19 protein-coding genes and 1 tRNA gene are annotated in these 17717 nt (G+C 30.1%); 9 read left to right on the top strand and 11 right to left on the bottom strand.

Annotation, left to right across the window (positions count from 1 at the left end; genetic code table 11):
* Nucleotide 1: 1 nt before the first annotated feature.
* Nucleotides 2-910, bottom strand: coding sequence for a site-specific tyrosine recombinase XerD (gene xerD / locus AWN65_RS08960; RefSeq protein WP_060382853.1), 909 nt, complete (start codon nt 908-910; stop codon nt 2-4).
* Between the two features lie 75 nt (nt 911-985).
* Nucleotides 986-1690 (bottom strand): hypothetical protein, encoded by a 705-nt coding sequence (locus AWN65_RS08955; RefSeq protein WP_060382852.1) that lies wholly within the window; start codon nt 1688-1690, stop codon nt 986-988.
* 189 nt (nt 1691-1879) lie between these two features.
* Here AWN65_RS08955 and AWN65_RS08950 point away from each other — a divergent pair, with 189 nt between their 5' ends.
* Together AWN65_RS08950 and aroQ are read left to right on the top strand one after the other, a co-directional pair.
* Nucleotides 1880-2416 carry a porin family protein gene (locus AWN65_RS08950; RefSeq protein ID WP_060382851.1) on the top strand — a complete coding sequence of 179 codons (537 nt, stop codon included), beginning with the start codon at nt 1880-1882 and terminating at the stop codon, nt 2414-2416.
* A 71-nt stretch (nt 2417-2487) separates the two neighbouring features.
* A complete protein-coding gene (aroQ, locus tag AWN65_RS08945) occupies nt 2488-2904 on the top strand; it encodes a type II 3-dehydroquinate dehydratase (RefSeq protein ID WP_060382850.1) in 417 nt (138 codons plus the stop codon).
* A gap of 78 nt (nt 2905-2982) precedes the next feature.
* Here the strand turns inward: aroQ and AWN65_RS08940 are convergent, their stop codons facing one another.
* The 4 genes from AWN65_RS08940 to AWN65_RS08925 all read right to left on the bottom strand — a co-directional run bounded on the left by AWN65_RS08940 (nt 2983) and on the right by AWN65_RS08925 (nt 6337).
* Entirely contained in the window at nt 2983-3750 is a 768-nt protein-coding gene (locus AWN65_RS08940; protein WP_060382849.1) for a sulfite exporter TauE/SafE family protein, read from the bottom strand.
* A gap of 232 nt (nt 3751-3982) precedes the next feature.
* Nucleotides 3983-5293 carry a UDP-N-acetylglucosamine 1-carboxyvinyltransferase gene (gene murA / locus AWN65_RS08935; RefSeq protein ID WP_060382848.1) on the bottom strand — a complete coding sequence of 437 codons (1311 nt, stop codon included), beginning with the start codon at nt 5291-5293 and terminating at the stop codon, nt 3983-3985.
* A gap of 35 nt (nt 5294-5328) precedes the next feature.
* Nucleotides 5329-6048: a DUF4290 domain-containing protein gene (locus AWN65_RS08930; RefSeq protein WP_060382847.1), complete on the bottom strand. Its 720-nt coding sequence runs from the start codon at nt 6046-6048 to the stop codon at nt 5329-5331.
* A gap of 1 nt (nt 6049) precedes the next feature.
* The gene (locus AWN65_RS08925; RefSeq protein ID WP_088419198.1) at nt 6050-6337 is read right to left on the bottom strand and encodes a DUF493 family protein; all 288 of its coding nucleotides are present in this window, start codon (nt 6335-6337) and stop codon (nt 6050-6052) included.
* A 243-nt stretch (nt 6338-6580) separates the two neighbouring features.
* Between AWN65_RS08925 and AWN65_RS08920 the strand changes: the two genes are divergently transcribed.
* The 5 genes from AWN65_RS08920 (at nt 6581) to AWN65_RS08900 (ending at nt 11139) form a co-directional block, all read left to right on the top strand.
* Nucleotides 6581-7126 carry an AAA family ATPase gene (locus AWN65_RS08920; RefSeq protein ID WP_060382845.1) on the top strand — a complete coding sequence of 182 codons (546 nt, stop codon included), beginning with the start codon at nt 6581-6583 and terminating at the stop codon, nt 7124-7126.
* A 45-nt stretch (nt 7127-7171) separates the two neighbouring features.
* Nucleotides 7172-9064 carry a RecQ family ATP-dependent DNA helicase gene (locus AWN65_RS08915; protein WP_060382844.1) on the top strand — a complete coding sequence of 631 codons (1893 nt, stop codon included), beginning with the start codon at nt 7172-7174 and terminating at the stop codon, nt 9062-9064.
* The gene (gene fmt, locus AWN65_RS08910) at nt 9064-10014 is read left to right on the top strand and encodes a methionyl-tRNA formyltransferase (protein ID WP_060382843.1); all 951 of its coding nucleotides are present in this window, start codon (nt 9064-9066) and stop codon (nt 10012-10014) included. The genes AWN65_RS08915 and fmt overlap by 1 nt, the downstream gene beginning before the upstream one ends.
* Nucleotides 10015-10186: 172 nt before the next feature.
* Nucleotides 10187-10462 (top strand): HU family DNA-binding protein, encoded by a 276-nt coding sequence (locus tag AWN65_RS08905; protein ID WP_014165082.1) that lies wholly within the window; start codon nt 10187-10189, stop codon nt 10460-10462.
* A 116-nt stretch (nt 10463-10578) separates the two neighbouring features.
* Nucleotides 10579-11139, top strand: coding sequence for a YqgE/AlgH family protein (locus AWN65_RS08900; protein WP_060382842.1), 561 nt, complete (start codon nt 10579-10581; stop codon nt 11137-11139).
* Here AWN65_RS08900 and AWN65_RS08895 read toward each other — a convergent pair.
* Together AWN65_RS08895 and AWN65_RS08890 are read right to left on the bottom strand one after the other, a co-directional pair.
* Nucleotides 11136-11948 (bottom strand): aminotransferase class IV, encoded by an 813-nt coding sequence (locus tag AWN65_RS08895; protein WP_060382841.1) that lies wholly within the window; start codon nt 11946-11948, stop codon nt 11136-11138. The genes AWN65_RS08900 and AWN65_RS08895 overlap by 4 nt on opposite strands.
* Before the next feature lie 46 nt (nt 11949-11994).
* Nucleotides 11995-12387 carry an START-like domain-containing protein gene (locus AWN65_RS08890; protein WP_060382840.1) on the bottom strand — a complete coding sequence of 131 codons (393 nt, stop codon included), beginning with the start codon at nt 12385-12387 and terminating at the stop codon, nt 11995-11997.
* A 299-nt stretch (nt 12388-12686) separates the two neighbouring features.
* On the opposite strand from AWN65_RS08890, the gene AWN65_RS08885 reads away from it, so the two are divergent.
* Nucleotides 12687-12760, top strand: a tRNA-Met gene (locus tag AWN65_RS08885).
* Between the two features lie 528 nt (nt 12761-13288).
* On the top strand, nt 13289-14785 hold the full coding sequence (locus tag AWN65_RS08880) for a PAS domain-containing sensor histidine kinase (protein WP_060382839.1): 1497 nt from the start codon (nt 13289-13291) through the stop codon (nt 14783-14785).
* A gap of 454 nt (nt 14786-15239) precedes the next feature.
* Here the strand turns inward: AWN65_RS08880 and rny are convergent, their stop codons facing one another.
* From rny to AWN65_RS08865, 3 genes are all read right to left on the bottom strand, one after another.
* A complete protein-coding gene (rny, locus tag AWN65_RS08875; RefSeq protein WP_060382838.1) occupies nt 15240-16802 on the bottom strand; it encodes a ribonuclease Y in 1563 nt (520 codons plus the stop codon).
* Nucleotides 16803-17026: 224 nt separating this feature from the next.
* The gene (locus tag AWN65_RS08870) at nt 17027-17314 is read right to left on the bottom strand and encodes a cell division protein ZapA (protein WP_060382837.1); all 288 of its coding nucleotides are present in this window, start codon (nt 17312-17314) and stop codon (nt 17027-17029) included.
* An 8-nt stretch (nt 17315-17322) separates the two neighbouring features.
* Nucleotides 17323-17613 (bottom strand): hypothetical protein, encoded by a 291-nt coding sequence (locus AWN65_RS08865; RefSeq protein ID WP_060382836.1) that lies wholly within the window; start codon nt 17611-17613, stop codon nt 17323-17325.
* Nucleotides 17614-17717: the final 104 nt, after the last annotated feature.

The following is a 17717-nucleotide window of genomic DNA, read 5'->3' as shown; positions in this document are numbered from 1 at the left end:
ATTAAATATGATTTTTACTTCTGGGATGGTATTTGTGAAGAACCTGATTCAGATGAGTGCGATCAAGGTGCATATAGATTTCTGTAGTAGTAATGCTTTCATGTCCTAATATCATTTGAATAGATCGAAGATCAGCACCATTTTCTAATAAATGAGTGGCAAACGAATGTCTAAAAGTATGTGGACTAATTGTTTTGTTTAAGTTTATTTTCTTTGCCAAATCTTTGATGATTGTAAAAATCATAGCTCGAGTAAGTTGTTTTCCTCTTCTATTAAGGAATAAAGTATCTTCATCTCCTTTTTGAATTTTGAGATGACAACGAATTTGATTTTTGTAAAAAGTAATATATTTTTGAGTGAGTTCATTTATAGGAACAAAACGCTGTTTGTTTCCTTTTCCCGTTATTTTGATAAATCCCTCCTCAAAAAACAAATCTGAGATTTTTAAAGTAATTAGTTCAGAAACTCGAAGTCCACAACTATACAGCGTCTCTAATATGGCTCGATTACGTTCGCCTTCAGGGGTAGAAAGATCAATGGCATTGATTAAATGATCTATATTTTCAATGCTAAGTATATCAGGTAGCTTTCTTCCTAATTTTGGGCTTTCTATTAATTCTAGGGGGTTGTCTTCTCGATAGTTTTCAAAAATAAGATAACCAAAAAAACTTTTTAATCCTGAAATTAAACGAGCTTGACTCCTTGGGTTAATATTATTGGCAGTATAATATATGAAATCTTGAATGATTTCTTCTTTAATATTTATGGGAGAGTAGTTTAGATTGTAATGTGAAAGATATTGTATTAACTTCTCTATATCCATTGTATAATTTTCAATAGAATTTTTAGAAAGAGCTCTTTCGAGTTTTAAATAATGCTGGTAATCTTTTAAAAGGTTTTGCCAATTCATAAGACTATGTTATTATTTATAAAATAAAACCTCGGAATCATCCGAGGTTTTGTTTTTATTGATTTCGTTTTAATATTAGAATTGGAAACCTAATTTTAAACCACCAATTGCGTTAGTGTATGTGTTTGAAACTTTTCCTTCTCCAGTTTTTGTTACTGTAGTTGTGTTTCCATTTACTATTGTGGTTTCAACAGCATCTTGTGTTCCAGAATTGTAACCTAATCCAACTTCTACTCCAAGGTATAATTTTTTAGTAAAATAATAATCAGCACCTACTGTAGCTCTAACACCAAAAGTAGAAGAACCAACTCCATTTACTCCAAGAGCGTTAACTGAACCAACTACCGTTGTAGAGTTATTATTGTTTGATTGAGTATTTTTGTGCTCTGCTCCTGTAAAACCAAAAACAATATCAGCTCCTACATAAGTTGATAAACGATCTGTTCCTGCAAAATGCTTTTCAGCTCCTAATGTGATAACTCTGTTCGTTGTTCTAGCAACTTCAGTTGTAGTAAATTCTAAAGGAGTATTTTGGTTTACGATAGAGTTCTCTTCTCTCTTATTACTACCTAAACCTAAACCAGCTCTAACAGCTAAATCATCTTTTATAAAATATCTAAATTTAGCAGCTCCACCAATAGCGTCAAATTTAGTATTTAAAATACCTCCTGTAACACCTACTTCTGTAGTTAAAGTACCTTTAACAGGTTTGAAAGATTCTTGCGCATTAGCAAAACCGAAAGCAAAAACTGCAGCAGCAGTTAATAAAAATTTTTTCATTTTAGTTAATTTAATTTTTTTGCTAATTTAGAGAAAAAAAGAAATACTCTGCAAATTATAAATGTCAGAATTTACATTAAAAGTAAAAAATATCTGTTTTTAGGATGTAAACCTCTTTTTTTGTGAAATTTGTTTAATATTTTTAGAGATTTTATTGACTAAAAGGTTTAACTATAAATTATTTATAATATGAAGAAGCCACTTTTTATATTGCTCTTGTTTCTTGTTATTTTTACAGGAAGGGCTCAGTTGATCACATTAGGGATAAAAGCAGGTGCAAATTATGCTAATTTTAAAAGTACTACTTTACAAACAAAAGCATTAACGAGTTATCATGCAGGTTTAATTGCTCAAATTAAAGTTTTAGAAGGTTTTAATCTACAACCAGAATTATTATATTCTACACAAGGAGCAACTTATGATTACGCTTTTCAAGAGTTTAAATCAGAGTTAGGATATGTTTCATTACCTCTTATGACTAAAATAGATTTAGGGAAAACATTAAGTTTAGAATTAGGACCTCAGTTTTCATGGTTAGCTTCTAAAAAGGTTAATTGGCAAACAGATGTAAAAACACTTGATTTTAGTGCTAATGCAGGATTAGGTGTTAAACTTACAGACCGTTTATTTATTCAAGGAAGATATGTTTTAGGTCTCACCGAAATTGGAAAGAATGTGGATATTAAAAATAGTGTGGGACAGCTTTCATTAGGAGTATTGTTTTAAAATATAACATAAAAAATAAAAAAATCATTCTTAATAGAATGGTTTTTTTATTTTTACAAAAATCTAAATCAATGAAAATATGTATTATAAACGGACCTAATCTTAATTTATTAGGACGTAGAGAGCCAGAAATTTATGGAAGTAAAACTTTTGAGGATTTTTTTAAAGAGTTAGAACAAAGATTCCCTTTTATAGAATTGTCCTATTTTCAGAGTAATATAGAAGGAGAGATAATAGATAAATTACAACAAATAGGTTTTTCTCATGATGGTATTGTATTAAATGCAGGTGCTTATACTCATACCTCTATAGGAATAGGAGATTGTGTAAAAGCAATTATGACTCCAGTAGTAGAAGTACATATATCAAATACTTTTTCACGAGAAGAATTTCGTCATCAGTCCTATATTTCTCCTAATGCCAAAGGTGTAATCTTAGGTTTTGGATTAGAAAGTTACCGATTAGCTTTGGAAAGTTTTGTTAAATGATGCCAGAATATTTTTGTTTTTATAGAAACGATTAACATTCTTAGTTTTGTAATAGATATGCAGTTCGTAAAAGAAAATTTACTTTATAAAAATATCATAGCTTAGTCGTATTAGAGTACCTATAACGACTGTTAAAAAGAAAATTCTAATAACTTGATTTCCTTTTTTGATGGCTATTTTTGCTCCTAGCCATCCACCTAAACCATTGCAGATAGCCATAGGAATTGCTATAATCCAAATAATTTTACCTTTTAAGATAAATAAACATAAAGAGCCAATGTTGGAGGCTATATTAATTAATTTAGCATGTGCAGAAGCGTGTAAAAAATCAAGTCCTAAAATAACAATAAAAGAAACAATTAAAAAGCTTCCTGTACCAGGACCTATAAAACCATCATAAAATCCTATAAGACTACTAATAATACAACCAAGAAATAAAAAATTATTTTTAGAAATGTTTTTGGGTTGATGAATACCGAAATCCTTTTTTATGAAAGTATAAAAAGCGAGTGCAATTAAAATGAAGAATAATAATGGTTTCATGAAATAATTGCTTACTAATGTAAGTAAATAAGAACCCCAAAAAGCACTAAAAAAGGAAAAAAAAGCCATAATTAGTAATGATTTCCAGTACATAGTGACATTTTTTAGATACTGAACTGCTGCAATAGAAGTTCCTGTAATCGCGGGTACTTTTAGCGACCCTATTAAATTAGAAATAGAAAGATTAGGAAGTAAAATCAGAGCTACGGGAGTTTGTATGAGTCCTCCTCCTCCAGCGATAGCATCGATGAATCCTGCAATAAATGAAGCGAAACAAAGTATAATGATAAGATAAGTTTCCAAAAAAAGATATTTAGTTTGTAGTTTTTATTTCAAGAAACTGTCCTAAAGAAGTATAATTGTATCATCATATTTGGCTTTATCTAATTAACTTCATCCTAGTCAACTCAAAGGAGATTTTGAAGGAAGTAAAAAAATGGCTAATTATTAATGGTACACTAAAATTTATTATCTAAGTGATGGATTATACGTTATAATGCTACTCTTCGGACAGTTTTGTGTGTTTAAAGTAGGGTTATGCTCTTATAATATTTGCACCTAAAGCCCTCAAACGTTCATCTATACGTTCATAACCTCGATCAATTTGTTCGATGTTTTGAATAGTACTAGTGCCTTTAGCTGTTAAAGCAGCAATTAATAAGGAAATACCTGCTCTGATATCCGGTGAACTCATAGTTGTGGCTTTTAGTTGTGATTGGAAATTGTGTCCCATAACAACGGCTCTATGAGGATCACATAGCATTATTTTAGCTCCCATATCAATTAGTTTGTCAACAAAAAACAAACGGCTTTCAAACATTTTTTGATGAATTAAGACATCTCCTTTTGCTTGGGTAGCTACAACCAATATTATACTTAATAAATCAGGAGTGAAACCAGGCCAAGGAGCATCGGCTATTGTTAGGATAGAACCATCAATATCTGTTTTAATTTCATATCCATTAGTGTGAGCAGGAATATAAATATCGTCTCCTTTTTTTTCAATGGTGATACCTAATTTTCTAAAAACATTAGGGATAACACCAAGATTTTCCCAACTTACATTTTTTATTGTAATTTCACTTCGGGTCATGGCAGCTAGTCCTATCCAAGATCCTATTTCAATCATATCAGGTAAAATACGATGCTCGCAACCTCCTAATGATTCAACCCCTTCGATGGTTAAGAGATTTGAACCAATACCGTTGATTTTAGCTCCCATTGCATTTAACATTTTGCACAACTGTTGTAAATAAGGTTCACATGCTGCATTATATATTGTTGTTGTGCCTTCTGCTAATACGGCAGCCATTACAATATTTGCTGTTCCCGTAACAGAAGCCTCGTCTAATAACATATAAGTTCCTTTAAGTCTTCCATCTATTTCTACTCCATAGAAATGATCCGCTCTTTCGTACCTAAATTTTGCCCCTAAATTTATAAAACCTTCAAAATGGGTGTCTAAACGACGACGACCAATTTTGTCTCCACCTGGTTTAGGTATATAACCACAGCCAAAACGAGCTAATAAAGGACCTATAATCATGATGGAACCACGAAGACTTCCTCCTTCTTTTTTGAAAGTTTCTGTTTTTAAATAATTTATATTTACTTCATCAGCCTGAAAAGTATAATCTCCAGGACCGTTTTTTTGAATCTTAACACCCAAATTCCCTAATAATGAAATTAGTTTATTAACATCAATAATATCAGGGATATTCGTTATGCGTACTTTTTCAGAAGTTAAAAGTACCGGACATAAAACTTGTAGTGCCTCATTTTTTGCACCTTGTGGTTGAACGTTTCCTTTAAGAGGTTTTCCTCCTTCAATTTTAAAAGTTCCCATGTTTTGAATTATAAGTTATGGAGCTCTGTGGGCTCTTAGTTATTTTTTTTAAAAGGTCTTTTTATCTGAATGTTTTTCTGGTTTTTATGCTTACCATTGTTGTTGTTACTACTACTAGTACTTTGCATTTTATTAGATGTTCTTTTGTTAGTACGCATTAAATCATGTGTGTTGGAAAGTTCTTCAGTAGAAGAAGAAAGATTTATTTTTCCTCCAGATAATTCATATAAATGTTCAAATATGACAGCGTCAGTTACAGTGTCTTTATTCCAACTTAAATAGCTTTTTTTCATGTGATTTGCAATTACACGAATTAAAGCATTTTTAAGATCCCCATTTTCCCATTCATTGGCTTTGTCTATCATATAAGTGATATTGTTACCATAAAAACGATATTTTGGAAAGTTTTGAGGGTATGCTAAAGGAGCTGCTTTCATATTGATTACCTCGCGAGTAGGAATTGGATAAGGAGAATCAACATCTAATTGGAAATCAGACATGATAAATAATTGATCCCAAAGTTTATGTTGAAAATCAGGAACATCACGTAAATGGGGATTCATTCCTCCCATTACACCAATAATATACTTTGCTAGTTTATTGCGCTCTTCTCTACTTTCAACGGTAATCGCTTGATTAATCAAGTTATGAAGATGGCGGCCGTATTCAGGTATAACAAGTGATTTCCTTTCAGAGTTATACTCTAAAAATTGAATTGCTTCTAAAATTTGATCTGTATTAAATTTTGTACTCATTCTATAGTGAAATTATCCCTTCGATGGTTGATACTTCTTGATATTTTTTTATGATTTCTTCAGCATTCGGCATTATGACATCAACTGAAATACTAGTAAAAGTCCCATTTTTTGATTGGCGAGTATCTATTACAGCCCCCATACAATTAAAAGCTTTTTCTACAGCACTTATTTTATTAACATCAGTAGGAACTATAAATTTATATAAATATTTTGAAGGCCAAACTTTATTTACAGCATTTAATTCCTCTTTTAATCGAATATAAAATTCAGTTGTTTTTTTATCCATCTTCATATATTATAAATATAGGCAAATATAAGCTTTTTAATGGTTTTTTTGAAAGTCAGAGTTTTACTTTGTTTTTTATTTATAGCTTTAAAATAAAACGAGTTTACAACAAATCATTTTCCGATAAAAAAAAGAAGTTATAGAAAGAAAATATTATGAAATGATATTTACTAAAGATAAGAATTATTTTCATTTTTAAAAAAGAAATAGTTTGATTAATTTTGCTTCCTTGAAATTGATGTTTTGAAAAGAGGAATCGTTGTAATTACAGGTGGACCTGGTACAGGTAAAACCACTATTATTAATAGTTTAGTTGAAAAAGGATATGTTTGTTATCCTGAAATTTCACGTGAAGTAACTTTGGAAGCTAAAAGGCAAGGAATTGATCAGTTGTTTTTAACAGAACCATTACTGTTTAGTCAAATGTTGTTGGATGGACGTATTAAACAATTTGAAAATGCTCAAAATGAAGGAAATCATTTAGTTTTTATTGATCGAGGAATCCCAGATGTATTAGCTTATATGGATTTTATTGGAGATGAATGTCCAGAACATTTTGATCTTCAATGCCATGAAACACGTTATGATACGGTCTTTGTTTTGCCTCCTTGGGAAGAGATATACATAAGTGATGAAGCACGTTATGAAAATTTTGACCAAGCAAAGATAATTTATGAACACTTAAAACTTACGTATCAAAAATATGGGTATAAACTTATTGAAGTACCTATTGGTACAGTAGAACATCGTGTAGATTTTATTTTTGAACAACTCAAAGTAATTGGATAAGTTTGCTAAAGTTCTTAACTTTAGCCTGATTTAAAAAATTAACTTTTGCAAAAATCATTACAAATTCTCCAAAAATATTGGGGATATAAGAGTTTTAGACCTATTCAAGATGAAATTGTTCAGTCCGTTTTAGATGGATATGATACATTTGCACTTCTCCCTACAGGAGGAGGCAAGTCCTTGTGCTTTCAGGTTCCAGGAATGATGAATGAAGGATTATGTCTAGTCATATCACCATTAGTGGCACTAATGAAAGACCAAGTAAGTCAACTCCAAAAAAGAGGTATAAAAGCAATAGCCTTAACAGGAGGAATCCATACAGATGAACTGATACAACTTTTAGATAATTGTCAGTTTGGTAATTATCGTTTTCTCTATCTCTCTCCAGAAAGATTAGAACAAGATTGGGTTTTAGATCGAATTAAAAATTTGCCCATTCATTTAGTAGCAATAGATGAAGCACACTGCGTTTCTCAGTGGGGGCATGATTTTAGACCTTCCTATTTAAAAATTAATAAGTTAAAAAAATATTTTTCTAAAATCCCTTTCGTTGCACTCACAGCTTCTGCAACTCCAGAAGTTCAAGAAGATATACAACAAATTTTAGGTTTAACAAAACCTAAAATTTTTAAAAAATCATTTTTGCGAGATAATTTAAGTTATCATGTCATAAAATCAGAAGATAAACTTTATAAAATCCAGCAAATTTTAGTCAAAAATCCAGAACCATCAATCATATATGTTAGAAATAGAAAACTATGTTCTGATTATGCCAATCAATTAAACTCTATTGGTTTTAGTACAACCTATTATCACGGAGGTTTGTCAAATAAGGATAAGACAAAAAATATGGAATTATGGATGAATGAAAGTTGTCCTATTATGATTGCAACAAATGCTTTTGGAATGGGAATTGATAAACCAAATGTAAAAACCGTAATACATATAAACCTTCCTGAAAACCTAGAAAGTTATTACCAAGAAGCAGGCAGAGCAGGCAGAGCAGGACAAAAAGCCTTTGCTATTATGATTGCTTCCAATAATGATGTAATTCATGCTGAAGAACAATTTATTAATGTTTTGCCAGATGTTGTTTTTTTAAAAGAAATTTATAAAAAATTATGCAATTATTTTCAAATTCCCTACGGAGAAGGAATTAATGAAGAATTTACCTTCAGTCTAAATCGTTTTTGTACACATTATAACTTTCCTGTTTTAAAAGCTTTTCAGGCTTTGCAATTTTTAGATAGACAAGGAATTATTTCACTTTCCAATGAACAATCCGAAAAAATACAACTTCAATTTATAATAGAATCAAAAGAAATAATACGCTATATAAGTCGCCATCCTGATGAAGAAGCCATCATAACAACTATTTTAAGAAATTACCCAGGTATTTTTGAAATTCAAGCCAATATAAATGCTTCTTTCGTAGCAAAACAAGCGTTTTGTAAAGAAGAAAATGTTTTAAGTCTATTGCATAAACTAAAAGAACAAAATATGGTGCAATTGCTGACTGTTCAAAATGAATCTAAAATTACTTTTTTAGAAGTAAGAGAAGATGATCATACGATTAATAGAGTAGCTAAATACCTAGAAAAACAAAATCTTACAAAAAAAAGCCAATTGGCGGCAGTTATAACTTATGTAAAAGATCAAAACCAATGTAAAAATAAATTATTACTTACCTATTTTGGAGAAATAGGAATTTCAGATTGTGGAAATTGTTCTTATTGTCTAAAAAAGAATAAAAAAGTCTTTGATAAAGAAACACTAGTGCAGCAATTACTAAAATTATTAGAAACTAAAGAATTGACATCCCGTGAAATTTTAGAAAAAATAGATATAGAAGAAAAAGTCCTTTTTGAAATATTAAAGGAAATGCTAGAGTATAATATGATTGAATTAAATCATAAAAACCAATTTATTCTTAAATAATGAAATCGTTACGAATTGTTTTTATGGGAACCCCAGAATTTGCTGTAGGAATTTTGGATGCCATTGTAAAAGAAAATAAATATGAAGTAGTTGGAGTTATTACAGCTCCAGATAGACCCGCAGGAAGAGGGCAAAAAATAAAGTATTCAGCGGTTAAAGAATACGCTTTAGTAAAAGGATTACGGTTATTACAACCAACAAATCTAAAAGACGAGAGTTTCTTGCAAGAATTAAAATCTTTAGAAGCTAATTTACAAGTTGTAGTAGCATTTCGTATGTTACCCGCTGTTGTTTGGGAAATGCCAGAATTAGGAACTTTTAATCTTCATGCTTCATTGTTGCCAGAATACCGCGGTGCAGCACCTATTAATTGGGCTATTATTAACGGAGAGACTAAAACAGGAGTTACTACCTTTTTTATAGATAATAAAATTGATACAGGAGCTATCATTTTGAGTAAAGAAATACCTATTTTGCCAAATGAAAATGCAGGACAATTACATGATCGTTTGATGAATTTAGGTTGTGAAGCTGTTGTAGAAACCTTAGAAAAAATACAAAGTCAGAAAGTAGTTACTATTTTACAAAAAGATTTACCTGAAATGAAAACAGCATATAAATTAGATCGGGATAATTGCAAAGTAAATTTTACTAAAAGTTTAGATGTTATTTATAATCAAATAAGAGGCTTAGCTCCTTATCCAGCTGCATATTGTAATTTTATAGATCAAGAAGAACAATGGAGTGTAAAATTATATGAAGTAGAAAAAGAAATTATAATACATGACTTGCCAATAGGAAAAATAGAACACACTAAAAAAGAAATTAAGATTGCTTTAGAAGGAGGTTTTTTAATTGTAAAATCTTTACAATTTCCAGGTAAAAAACGAATGAGTGCACAAGAATTACTAAATGGACTGCGTTTTTCAGAACAAGCAAGAGTAGAATAGCTTATATTAAAATCAGTATTTTCTTTCAAAAAATAATTTTAATTTAGTTTAAAAGCGGTTTTTATTATGAAAATAAATAAAAAATAGTTAAAAATGTTGTAGGCTAAGTAAATCCTACTAAATTTGTGGGGCTTAGAATTAATATTAACATATCAATTAATAACTAATTATTATGAACAAATCAGATTTAATCGATGCTATGGCTGCTGATGCAGGAATTACTAAAGCTGCTGCAAAGGCTGCATTAGAGTCATTTTTAAGTAATGTTGAAGGAACTTTAAGTAAAGGTGGTAAAGTTGCTTTAGTAGGATTCGGATCATGGTCAGTATCTACAAGAGCGGCTAGAGAAGGAAGAAACCCTCAAACAGGAAATACTATTAAAATTGAAGCTAAAAATGTAGTGAAATTTAAAGCAGGAGCAGAATTAGAAGGAGCTGTTAATAAATAATAATTTTAAAATATTATATAAAAAAGCCACGCAATACCGTGGCTTTTTTATTTTTTTATAATTATATTTTGTTTGTAATGATTTTATTTGTTAAATTTAGTTAAAAAAGAATAGGTATGATACTAATGAAACCACAAAAAGGGCACTTGTTGATAGCAGAGCCCTCTATTATAGGAGACTTATCTTTTAACAGATCGGTGGTTTTGCTAGCTGATCATAATGAAGAAGGTTCTGTAGGGTTTATTTTAAATAAACCATTGAATTACACGATTAAGGATTTAATCCCAGAAATATCAGCCTCATTTAAAATATATAATGGAGGACCTGTTGAGCAAGACAATTTGTATTTTATACATAATGTACCTCATTTGATTTCTGCAAGTGTAGAAATTGCTTCTGGGATTTACTGGGGAGGAAACTTTCAGCAGACAAAAGAACTAATAAATAAAGGGAAAATTAATAGAAATAATATACGTTTTTTTCTAGGGTATTCAGGCTGGGATGCAGAGCAACTACAAAATGAATTACAATCAAACTCTTGGATTATTTCCGAAAATGACTTGAGTAATAATATAATAGGGAAATCTTCTTCTGATTTTTGGAGAGAAAAGATAATACAACAAGGAGGGGAGTATTTAGTTTGGTCAAATACTCCAGAAAATCCTATTTATAATTAAGATAACCGTATCTTAATGTTTAATTTTGAAGTTAATAATTCAGATGTTGTTGTTTTGTATTCTTTTTTACGATATTTTGTTATAGGCTGTATTCCTCTGATAACATTAGATATGAACAATTCATCTGCTTTTTGTAATTCAAAAGGAGATATAGGATTTTCCTCTACCTTTAAACCTTCTATGTTTCGAGCTATTGCTAGTAATTGCTTTCTCATAATTCCATTGATACACCCTTCTGAAAGAGGAGGCGTAGTCAAAATACCCTCTTTGATCATGAAGATATTACCATTTAATGCTTCAATTATGTTTTTTTCATGGTTTAATAGTAAACAATTGTCAAGATTGTTTTCTTTGGCATAAATACTTCCTATCGTATTGATCGTTCTATTGGTGCTTTTTATAGTAGATAAAAGCTGTTTTGTAATTAGAAAATCCTTGTAAATATCTACCTCGTAAGGAAGGCTTGATATTGTATATATAGTATTTTCTAAAGGAAAGGCTGTTGCAAAATAATTTACATCATTGGTTTGAGGTAAGTATAATCCGCCATTCTTTCTGAAAACATTAAAACGAACACGAGCTGATTTTTCTATTCCAGAGTTTTTTGCGGCTTCTAATATTTGATTTTCAAAGTATTCTAACGTAAAGTTTAAAGGAATTTCCATTCTTAGAATACGCATAGAAGCCATTAATCTAAAATAATGATCCTCTAAAAAAAGAACTTTGTTGTCAAGAACTTTTAAGGTTTCAAAAACGGCATCTCCATATAAAAAAGCTCTGTTATCCTGTAAAGTTAAAAATGTATCCATAAAAAAAATCCCGATAAATCGGGACAAATATAAGTTTTATTCTTTTTTAAATAGAACCTAAAACGTGTTTTAGATCAGAAATTTGATTCTCCCAAAGCATTTTAGCCTCTGATAGATCATCTTCTTCTGCAAAATCAACAACCATTAAGGAAACATCTTTTGTGATGTCATCTTCCAATATTCTAAGTTCAAAATAGTATTCTGTATCTTTGTTTTCTTCGTCGACCCATTTGAATTTAATTTTTTCACCTGTTTTTTTAGAGAAAATACGAGCTTTTTCCTCTGAATCATCCCATTTAAATGTGAAAAAATCACCTCTAGAATTAACATTATCTGCAAACCATTCTTGTAATCCAGATGGAGTTGAAATATATTGATACAATAATTGTGGTGATGAATGTATAGGGAACTCTAATTCGTATCGTATTTTATTGTTCATAATGATTTTTTTTCGAAATATAGATAATATGACTTATTAAAACAAGTAAAATGTTTTTTATTTGTTTCAAGAAAAGAATTGATTTCTTGGATTATTTTTTGAAAAGATCAAATTTTTATAATTATATCCTTTTTGAAGTGTATTAATAATTTTTTTTATTTTTTAAGTGATTGTTTTTGAGTGTATTATGTTTTTTTGTTTAAAAAAAATAAAAAAAAGTAAGAAAAAAATTTGCACAACTTGAATTTAGTTGTAAATTTGCACTCGCATTCGGGAAGGATGTTACCAACAGAAAAAAAGGCGAGGTAGCTCAGTTGGTTAGAGCGCAGGATTCATAACCCTGAGGTCACGGGTTCAACTCCCGTCTTCGCTACTCAATCCCCATAAACTCTTAATGTATAAAAGAGTTTTGGGGATTTTTACTTAAAATCTATGTCAAATCTATGACAAGAAGCGGATCAAAGATTAAGTCAAAATATGTAGACTTAATTTATTTCAGCGTATAATTAGTTAGTCTAAAAAAAATCATTTCTGACTCCTCTAAATTTACTTCTAAAACTTTTTATCTACATAAAAAAGACTCTTTGTGATGTTTTTATTGCTTTTTAGAAATTAGCAAATGTTATCATGTAAAAACATAGAGATTTCTGTTGTTAGTAAAGTTAAATGCGTTTTATGATTTATTTATAATATTTTCTTGTGTTGTATTAAGAAATTTGTAAAATGCAAAAGAAGGTTTTGAAAAAAGAAATTTGTTTATTAACTAAGACCATATTAAATGAAAAAAAACTATTTTTTACCTATTTAGGTTTATATAAAATGGTGTTTGTCAGTTTTATATGATATAATGTCATATTTATTGATATTTTTGTTTAATATTTTTTTAAAAAAAATCTAAAAAATGCAATTAGGACGGTCAGATCATTCTCTTTTAAATAAAATAATTTCTAATCAATCGTTACTTTTCTTTCAATTCTCTATAGATTTGGATGGTCGTTTGATGGTTGATTATTTGCAAGGACCTTATTATGATTTTTTTGAATCTGACATAGAAATGTTTGATAAAGATCCTTTAAGTATTTTTAGGAAAGTAGTATTTCCGTTAGATAAATCAAAAATTTTAAAATCTATAGATGAGAGTAAAAAAGATCTAAATAAATTAGAATTAGATTTTAGGGTTGTTCTATCTGATAAACTTAAATGGTATAGCATGATGGCTACTATTGAGAGGGGAAAAGATAAAGTTTCTTTTTTAGGTATAATGACAGACATCACAAATCAAAAAGAGGTTGAAAAAGAAAATAAAATAGTTGAGTTAAGAAATCAATTTGCTAATGAAGCCTCTGAGATTGGTGTGTGGGATTGGAATTTACTTACTAATGAAGTTTTTTATTCGGCTCAATCCCTTAAAATTCTAGAGATAGAGGGTAGAGAGGGATTGATTTCAGATCCTGAAAAATGGGATAAGTTAGTTCATCCAGATGATAAGGAGGCTTATTTTGATAGAATAAAAGAGCATTTTGAAGGGAAAACACCTCATTATGAAACGTATCATCGTGTTATGTGTAATGGTGTTTATAAGTGGATTTTAGATAGAGGAAAGGTTATAGAGCGTGATTCTTACGGAAAACCGTTGAGGATTGTAGGAACTCATACAGATGTTACAATTCAAAAAGAAAAAGAGGAAAAGCTAAGGGAGACTTTTGATGTGGTAAATAAGCAAAAGGGAAAATTGATGAATTTTGCTCATATTGTTTCTCATAACTTAAAAAGTCATACGGAAAATTTTTATATGTTATTGTCTTTTTATAAAAATGGATATGTTTCTACAGAAGAAGTTATTAAAAGTTTACAAGTTGTATTTAATGAGCTAAAAGAAACCATTGATAATTTAGTAGATTTAGTGGGATTACAAGCGGAGGTTATTAATGAAAAACAGAAAAATAAATTAAGATACTATATAGAAAGATCATTGTCTGTTTTAAAAGAAATGGTTTATGCTAAAGGTATTTTTGTGAATCTAGATATAAATGAAAACTTTGAAGTTTCGTTTATTCCTGCTTATCTAGAAAGTGTAATATTTAATTTAACTACAAATGCAGTCAAATATTCAGATCCTAATAAAAAAGATAGTTTTATTTCGTTTTATCTGAAATCAGAAATAGATGATAATATAGAATATGATGTTTTGTGTGTTGAAGATAACGGAATAGGGATTGATTTAGAGAAGTATCAACAGGCTGTATTTGGTCCTTATAAAACGTTTCATAAAAATAGAGAGTCTACAGGTATAGGGCTTTATATTGCAAAAAACCAAGTAGAAGCTATGGGAGGGAAGATTAGTGTGGTTAGTAAGTTGGGGGTAGGTTCTGTCTTTAAAGTTTATTTTAAGAGGTAATTGATTAATAGATAATAGAAAAGAAGGGGCTTAAAAGTTGAATTCACTTTATAAGAATCGAATATATGAAAATCATACCATTTAAACTTTGAAAAATTTCCTTATAATACTATTTTTTAACCTTGAGGCTGTTCAAAAAGTTCGCAATCTTGTTCATTTCTATCGAAGGGAGAAATCACATAATGGTGATTTAGACGCTATCCTTCAAAAGCAATAAAAATTAGTGTTGGTTCTCGATGCGCTTCGCGCTCGAACTAACGATGATTTCAATTATATACTCAACCGTTTGTTCGAGTTGTTTTAAAATAAAAAAAACATATCGAGAATTTTACTTTTTAACCCAGTATGTTTTAAGTTTGAATGGTATCATTTCTGGAGTAGGTATTCGAATATTTTAGTAATAAAAGAGGTTGTTCAAAATTTTGAACAACCTCTTTTATGTTTTAATAATAATTTATTTGGCTATATTGACAGCTCTAGTTTCTCTGATTACAGTAATTTTAACTTGACCAGGATAGGTCATTTCAGTTTGAATTTTATGTGAGATATCAAATGATAATTTTGCTGCCATTTCATCGCTTACTTTTTCGCTTTCAACAATTACTCGTAATTCTCGTCCTGCTTGAATAGCATAAGCACTTTTAACTCCTCCAAAACCATAGGCTATGTCTTCTAGATCTTTAAGGCGTTGAATATAAGAGTCTAATACTTGACGTCTAGCGCCTGGTCTAGCACCAGAAATAGCGTCGCAAACTTGAATGATTGGAGCGATTAATGACTTCATTTCTATTTCGTCATGGTGAGCACCAATAGCATTGCATACGTCTTCTTTTTCGCCATATTTTTCAGCCCATTGCATACCTAATAAAGCGTGTGGTAAGTCGCTTTCTGTTTCAGGAACTTTTCCTATATCGTGTAAAAGACCAGCTCTTTTAGCTAGTTTTACATTTAATCCCAGTTCAGCGGCCATAATACCGCAAAGTTTAGCAACTTCTCTTGAATGTTGTAATAGGTTTTGACCGTATGAAGAACGATATTTCATGCGTCCTACTATTTTTATTAATTCAGGGTGTAATCCATGAACTCCTAATTCTATTACGGTTCGTTTTCCTACTTCAATGATTTCTTCTTCTATTTGTTTTGTTGTTTTAGCAACTACTTCTTCAATTCTTGCTGGGTGTATGCGTCCGTCTGTTACTAATTTATGAAGTGATAAACGAGCAATTTCTCTTCTTACAGGATCAAAGCAGGATAAAATAATAGCTTCAGGGGTATCATCAACGATTATTTCAACTCCTGTAGCGGCTTCTATAGCGCGTATATTACGTCCTTCACGACCAATGATTCGTCCTTTTACATCGTCTGACTCTATGTTGAATACAGAAACGCAGTTTTCAACTGCTTCTTCTGTGCCTACTCTCTGAATCGTGTTGATGATGATTTTTTTGGCTTCTTGCTGAGCGGTCATTTTAGCTTCTTCTATGGTTTCTTGAATATGAGCCATAGCATTTGTTTTAGCTTCTGCTTTTAAGCTTTCTATCAGTTGGTCTTTGGCTTCTTCGGCGGATAGTCCTGAAATAGTTTCCAACTGTTCTACTTGAGCTTTGTGCATTTTTTCGATTTCAGAAGTTTTCTTTTCTAAGTTTTCAACTTTTGAATCGTATTCTTTTATTTTGTGTTCAATTTCTTCGTTTAATTTTTTTGTTTTGGCAAGTTCATTAGAAACTTGAGATTCTTTGTCGCGTGTTCTCTTTTCTACTTCAGCAACTTTTCGATCACGAGTTAAAATAACTTGCTCGTGTTCGGCTTTTAATTCGATAAATTTTTCTTTAGCTTGTAATATCTTATCTTTTTTGATGTTTTCAGCCTCTGTGTTAGCGTCTTTTAAGATAGAAGAAGCTTCTTTCTTTGCGTTTTTAATCAAGGTAGATACATTGATTTTTTCTAAGTATTTTGCAATACTAAAACCTGATGCAACTCCAAGAATTCCAATAATAATTACTATTAAAATGTCCATAGTCTGTGTTAAGTGTTATGTATAAAAAAACCTACATTAGAAAAATTGTATAAACTCGGAATATACAAGTTTTGGGTTAACTCAATGTTCAAGCTTCCTACTGAAAGGCTTGCTATAGTATTGATGATTTGCCCTTTTTAAACGTTAGTGTTGAGTTTATCAAATTGGGTACTAATGTAGGTAGTGCTTTAAATTTATTTTTAAGAACGTGTTTTTTATTTTATTTAGAGATGTTTGTCTAATAAACTGTGTAATCTTTTTAATTTTTCTGTCACTTGTAGGTTTGAGTTATTTATCTCCTCATTTTTTTGCTCTACTTGAGTGGCAAATTGCAAAGCACACATGGCAAGTAAATCTTGCCTGTCTTTTACCGCATAATTCTGTTCAAACTGCTTTAGCATATAGTCAACCCTTTGAGAAGCTTTTAACAAGTTTTCTTTTTGGCTAGGATCCACCGTTAGAGGGTAAAGCCTTTCTGCTATTGATATATCTATTTTTAGTTTTTCATTCATTATGCTTTCTAATCAGAAAGTTGTGCTATACAATAATCAATTTCTTTGATTAATGAATTTATTTTGAGTTTCGTATCCCTTTTGAATTCGTCACTACCTAAAAGTGAGTTTGTAATTTTTACGGAGTCAAGTTCTGCCTTTATTTTTTTTAGGTCTTCACTTTGTCTTAGTATAATTGATTCCGAATATCTAAGTTTTAATCTTAGTTCTTGGTTGTCAAGTTTCAGATTTTCCATTTTCTGGAAAAGTTCCTGAATCTTAACTTCAAGAGAATCAGTTATTCCGTTTAGTTCGCTCATCGTAATAAAAATACATTACATCACTTCACAAATTTAAATTTTAAAATGTATTTTAACAATAAGTTTGAAGAAAAAAATGATAATTATCAATTTTTTATTGTTAA

Source organism: Flavobacterium covae, assembly GCF_001534645.1.
In the GTDB taxonomy this organism is placed as follows: domain Bacteria; phylum Bacteroidota; class Bacteroidia; order Flavobacteriales; family Flavobacteriaceae; genus Flavobacterium; species Flavobacterium covae.
This window is presented reverse-complemented; position numbering and strand designations above follow the sequence as displayed.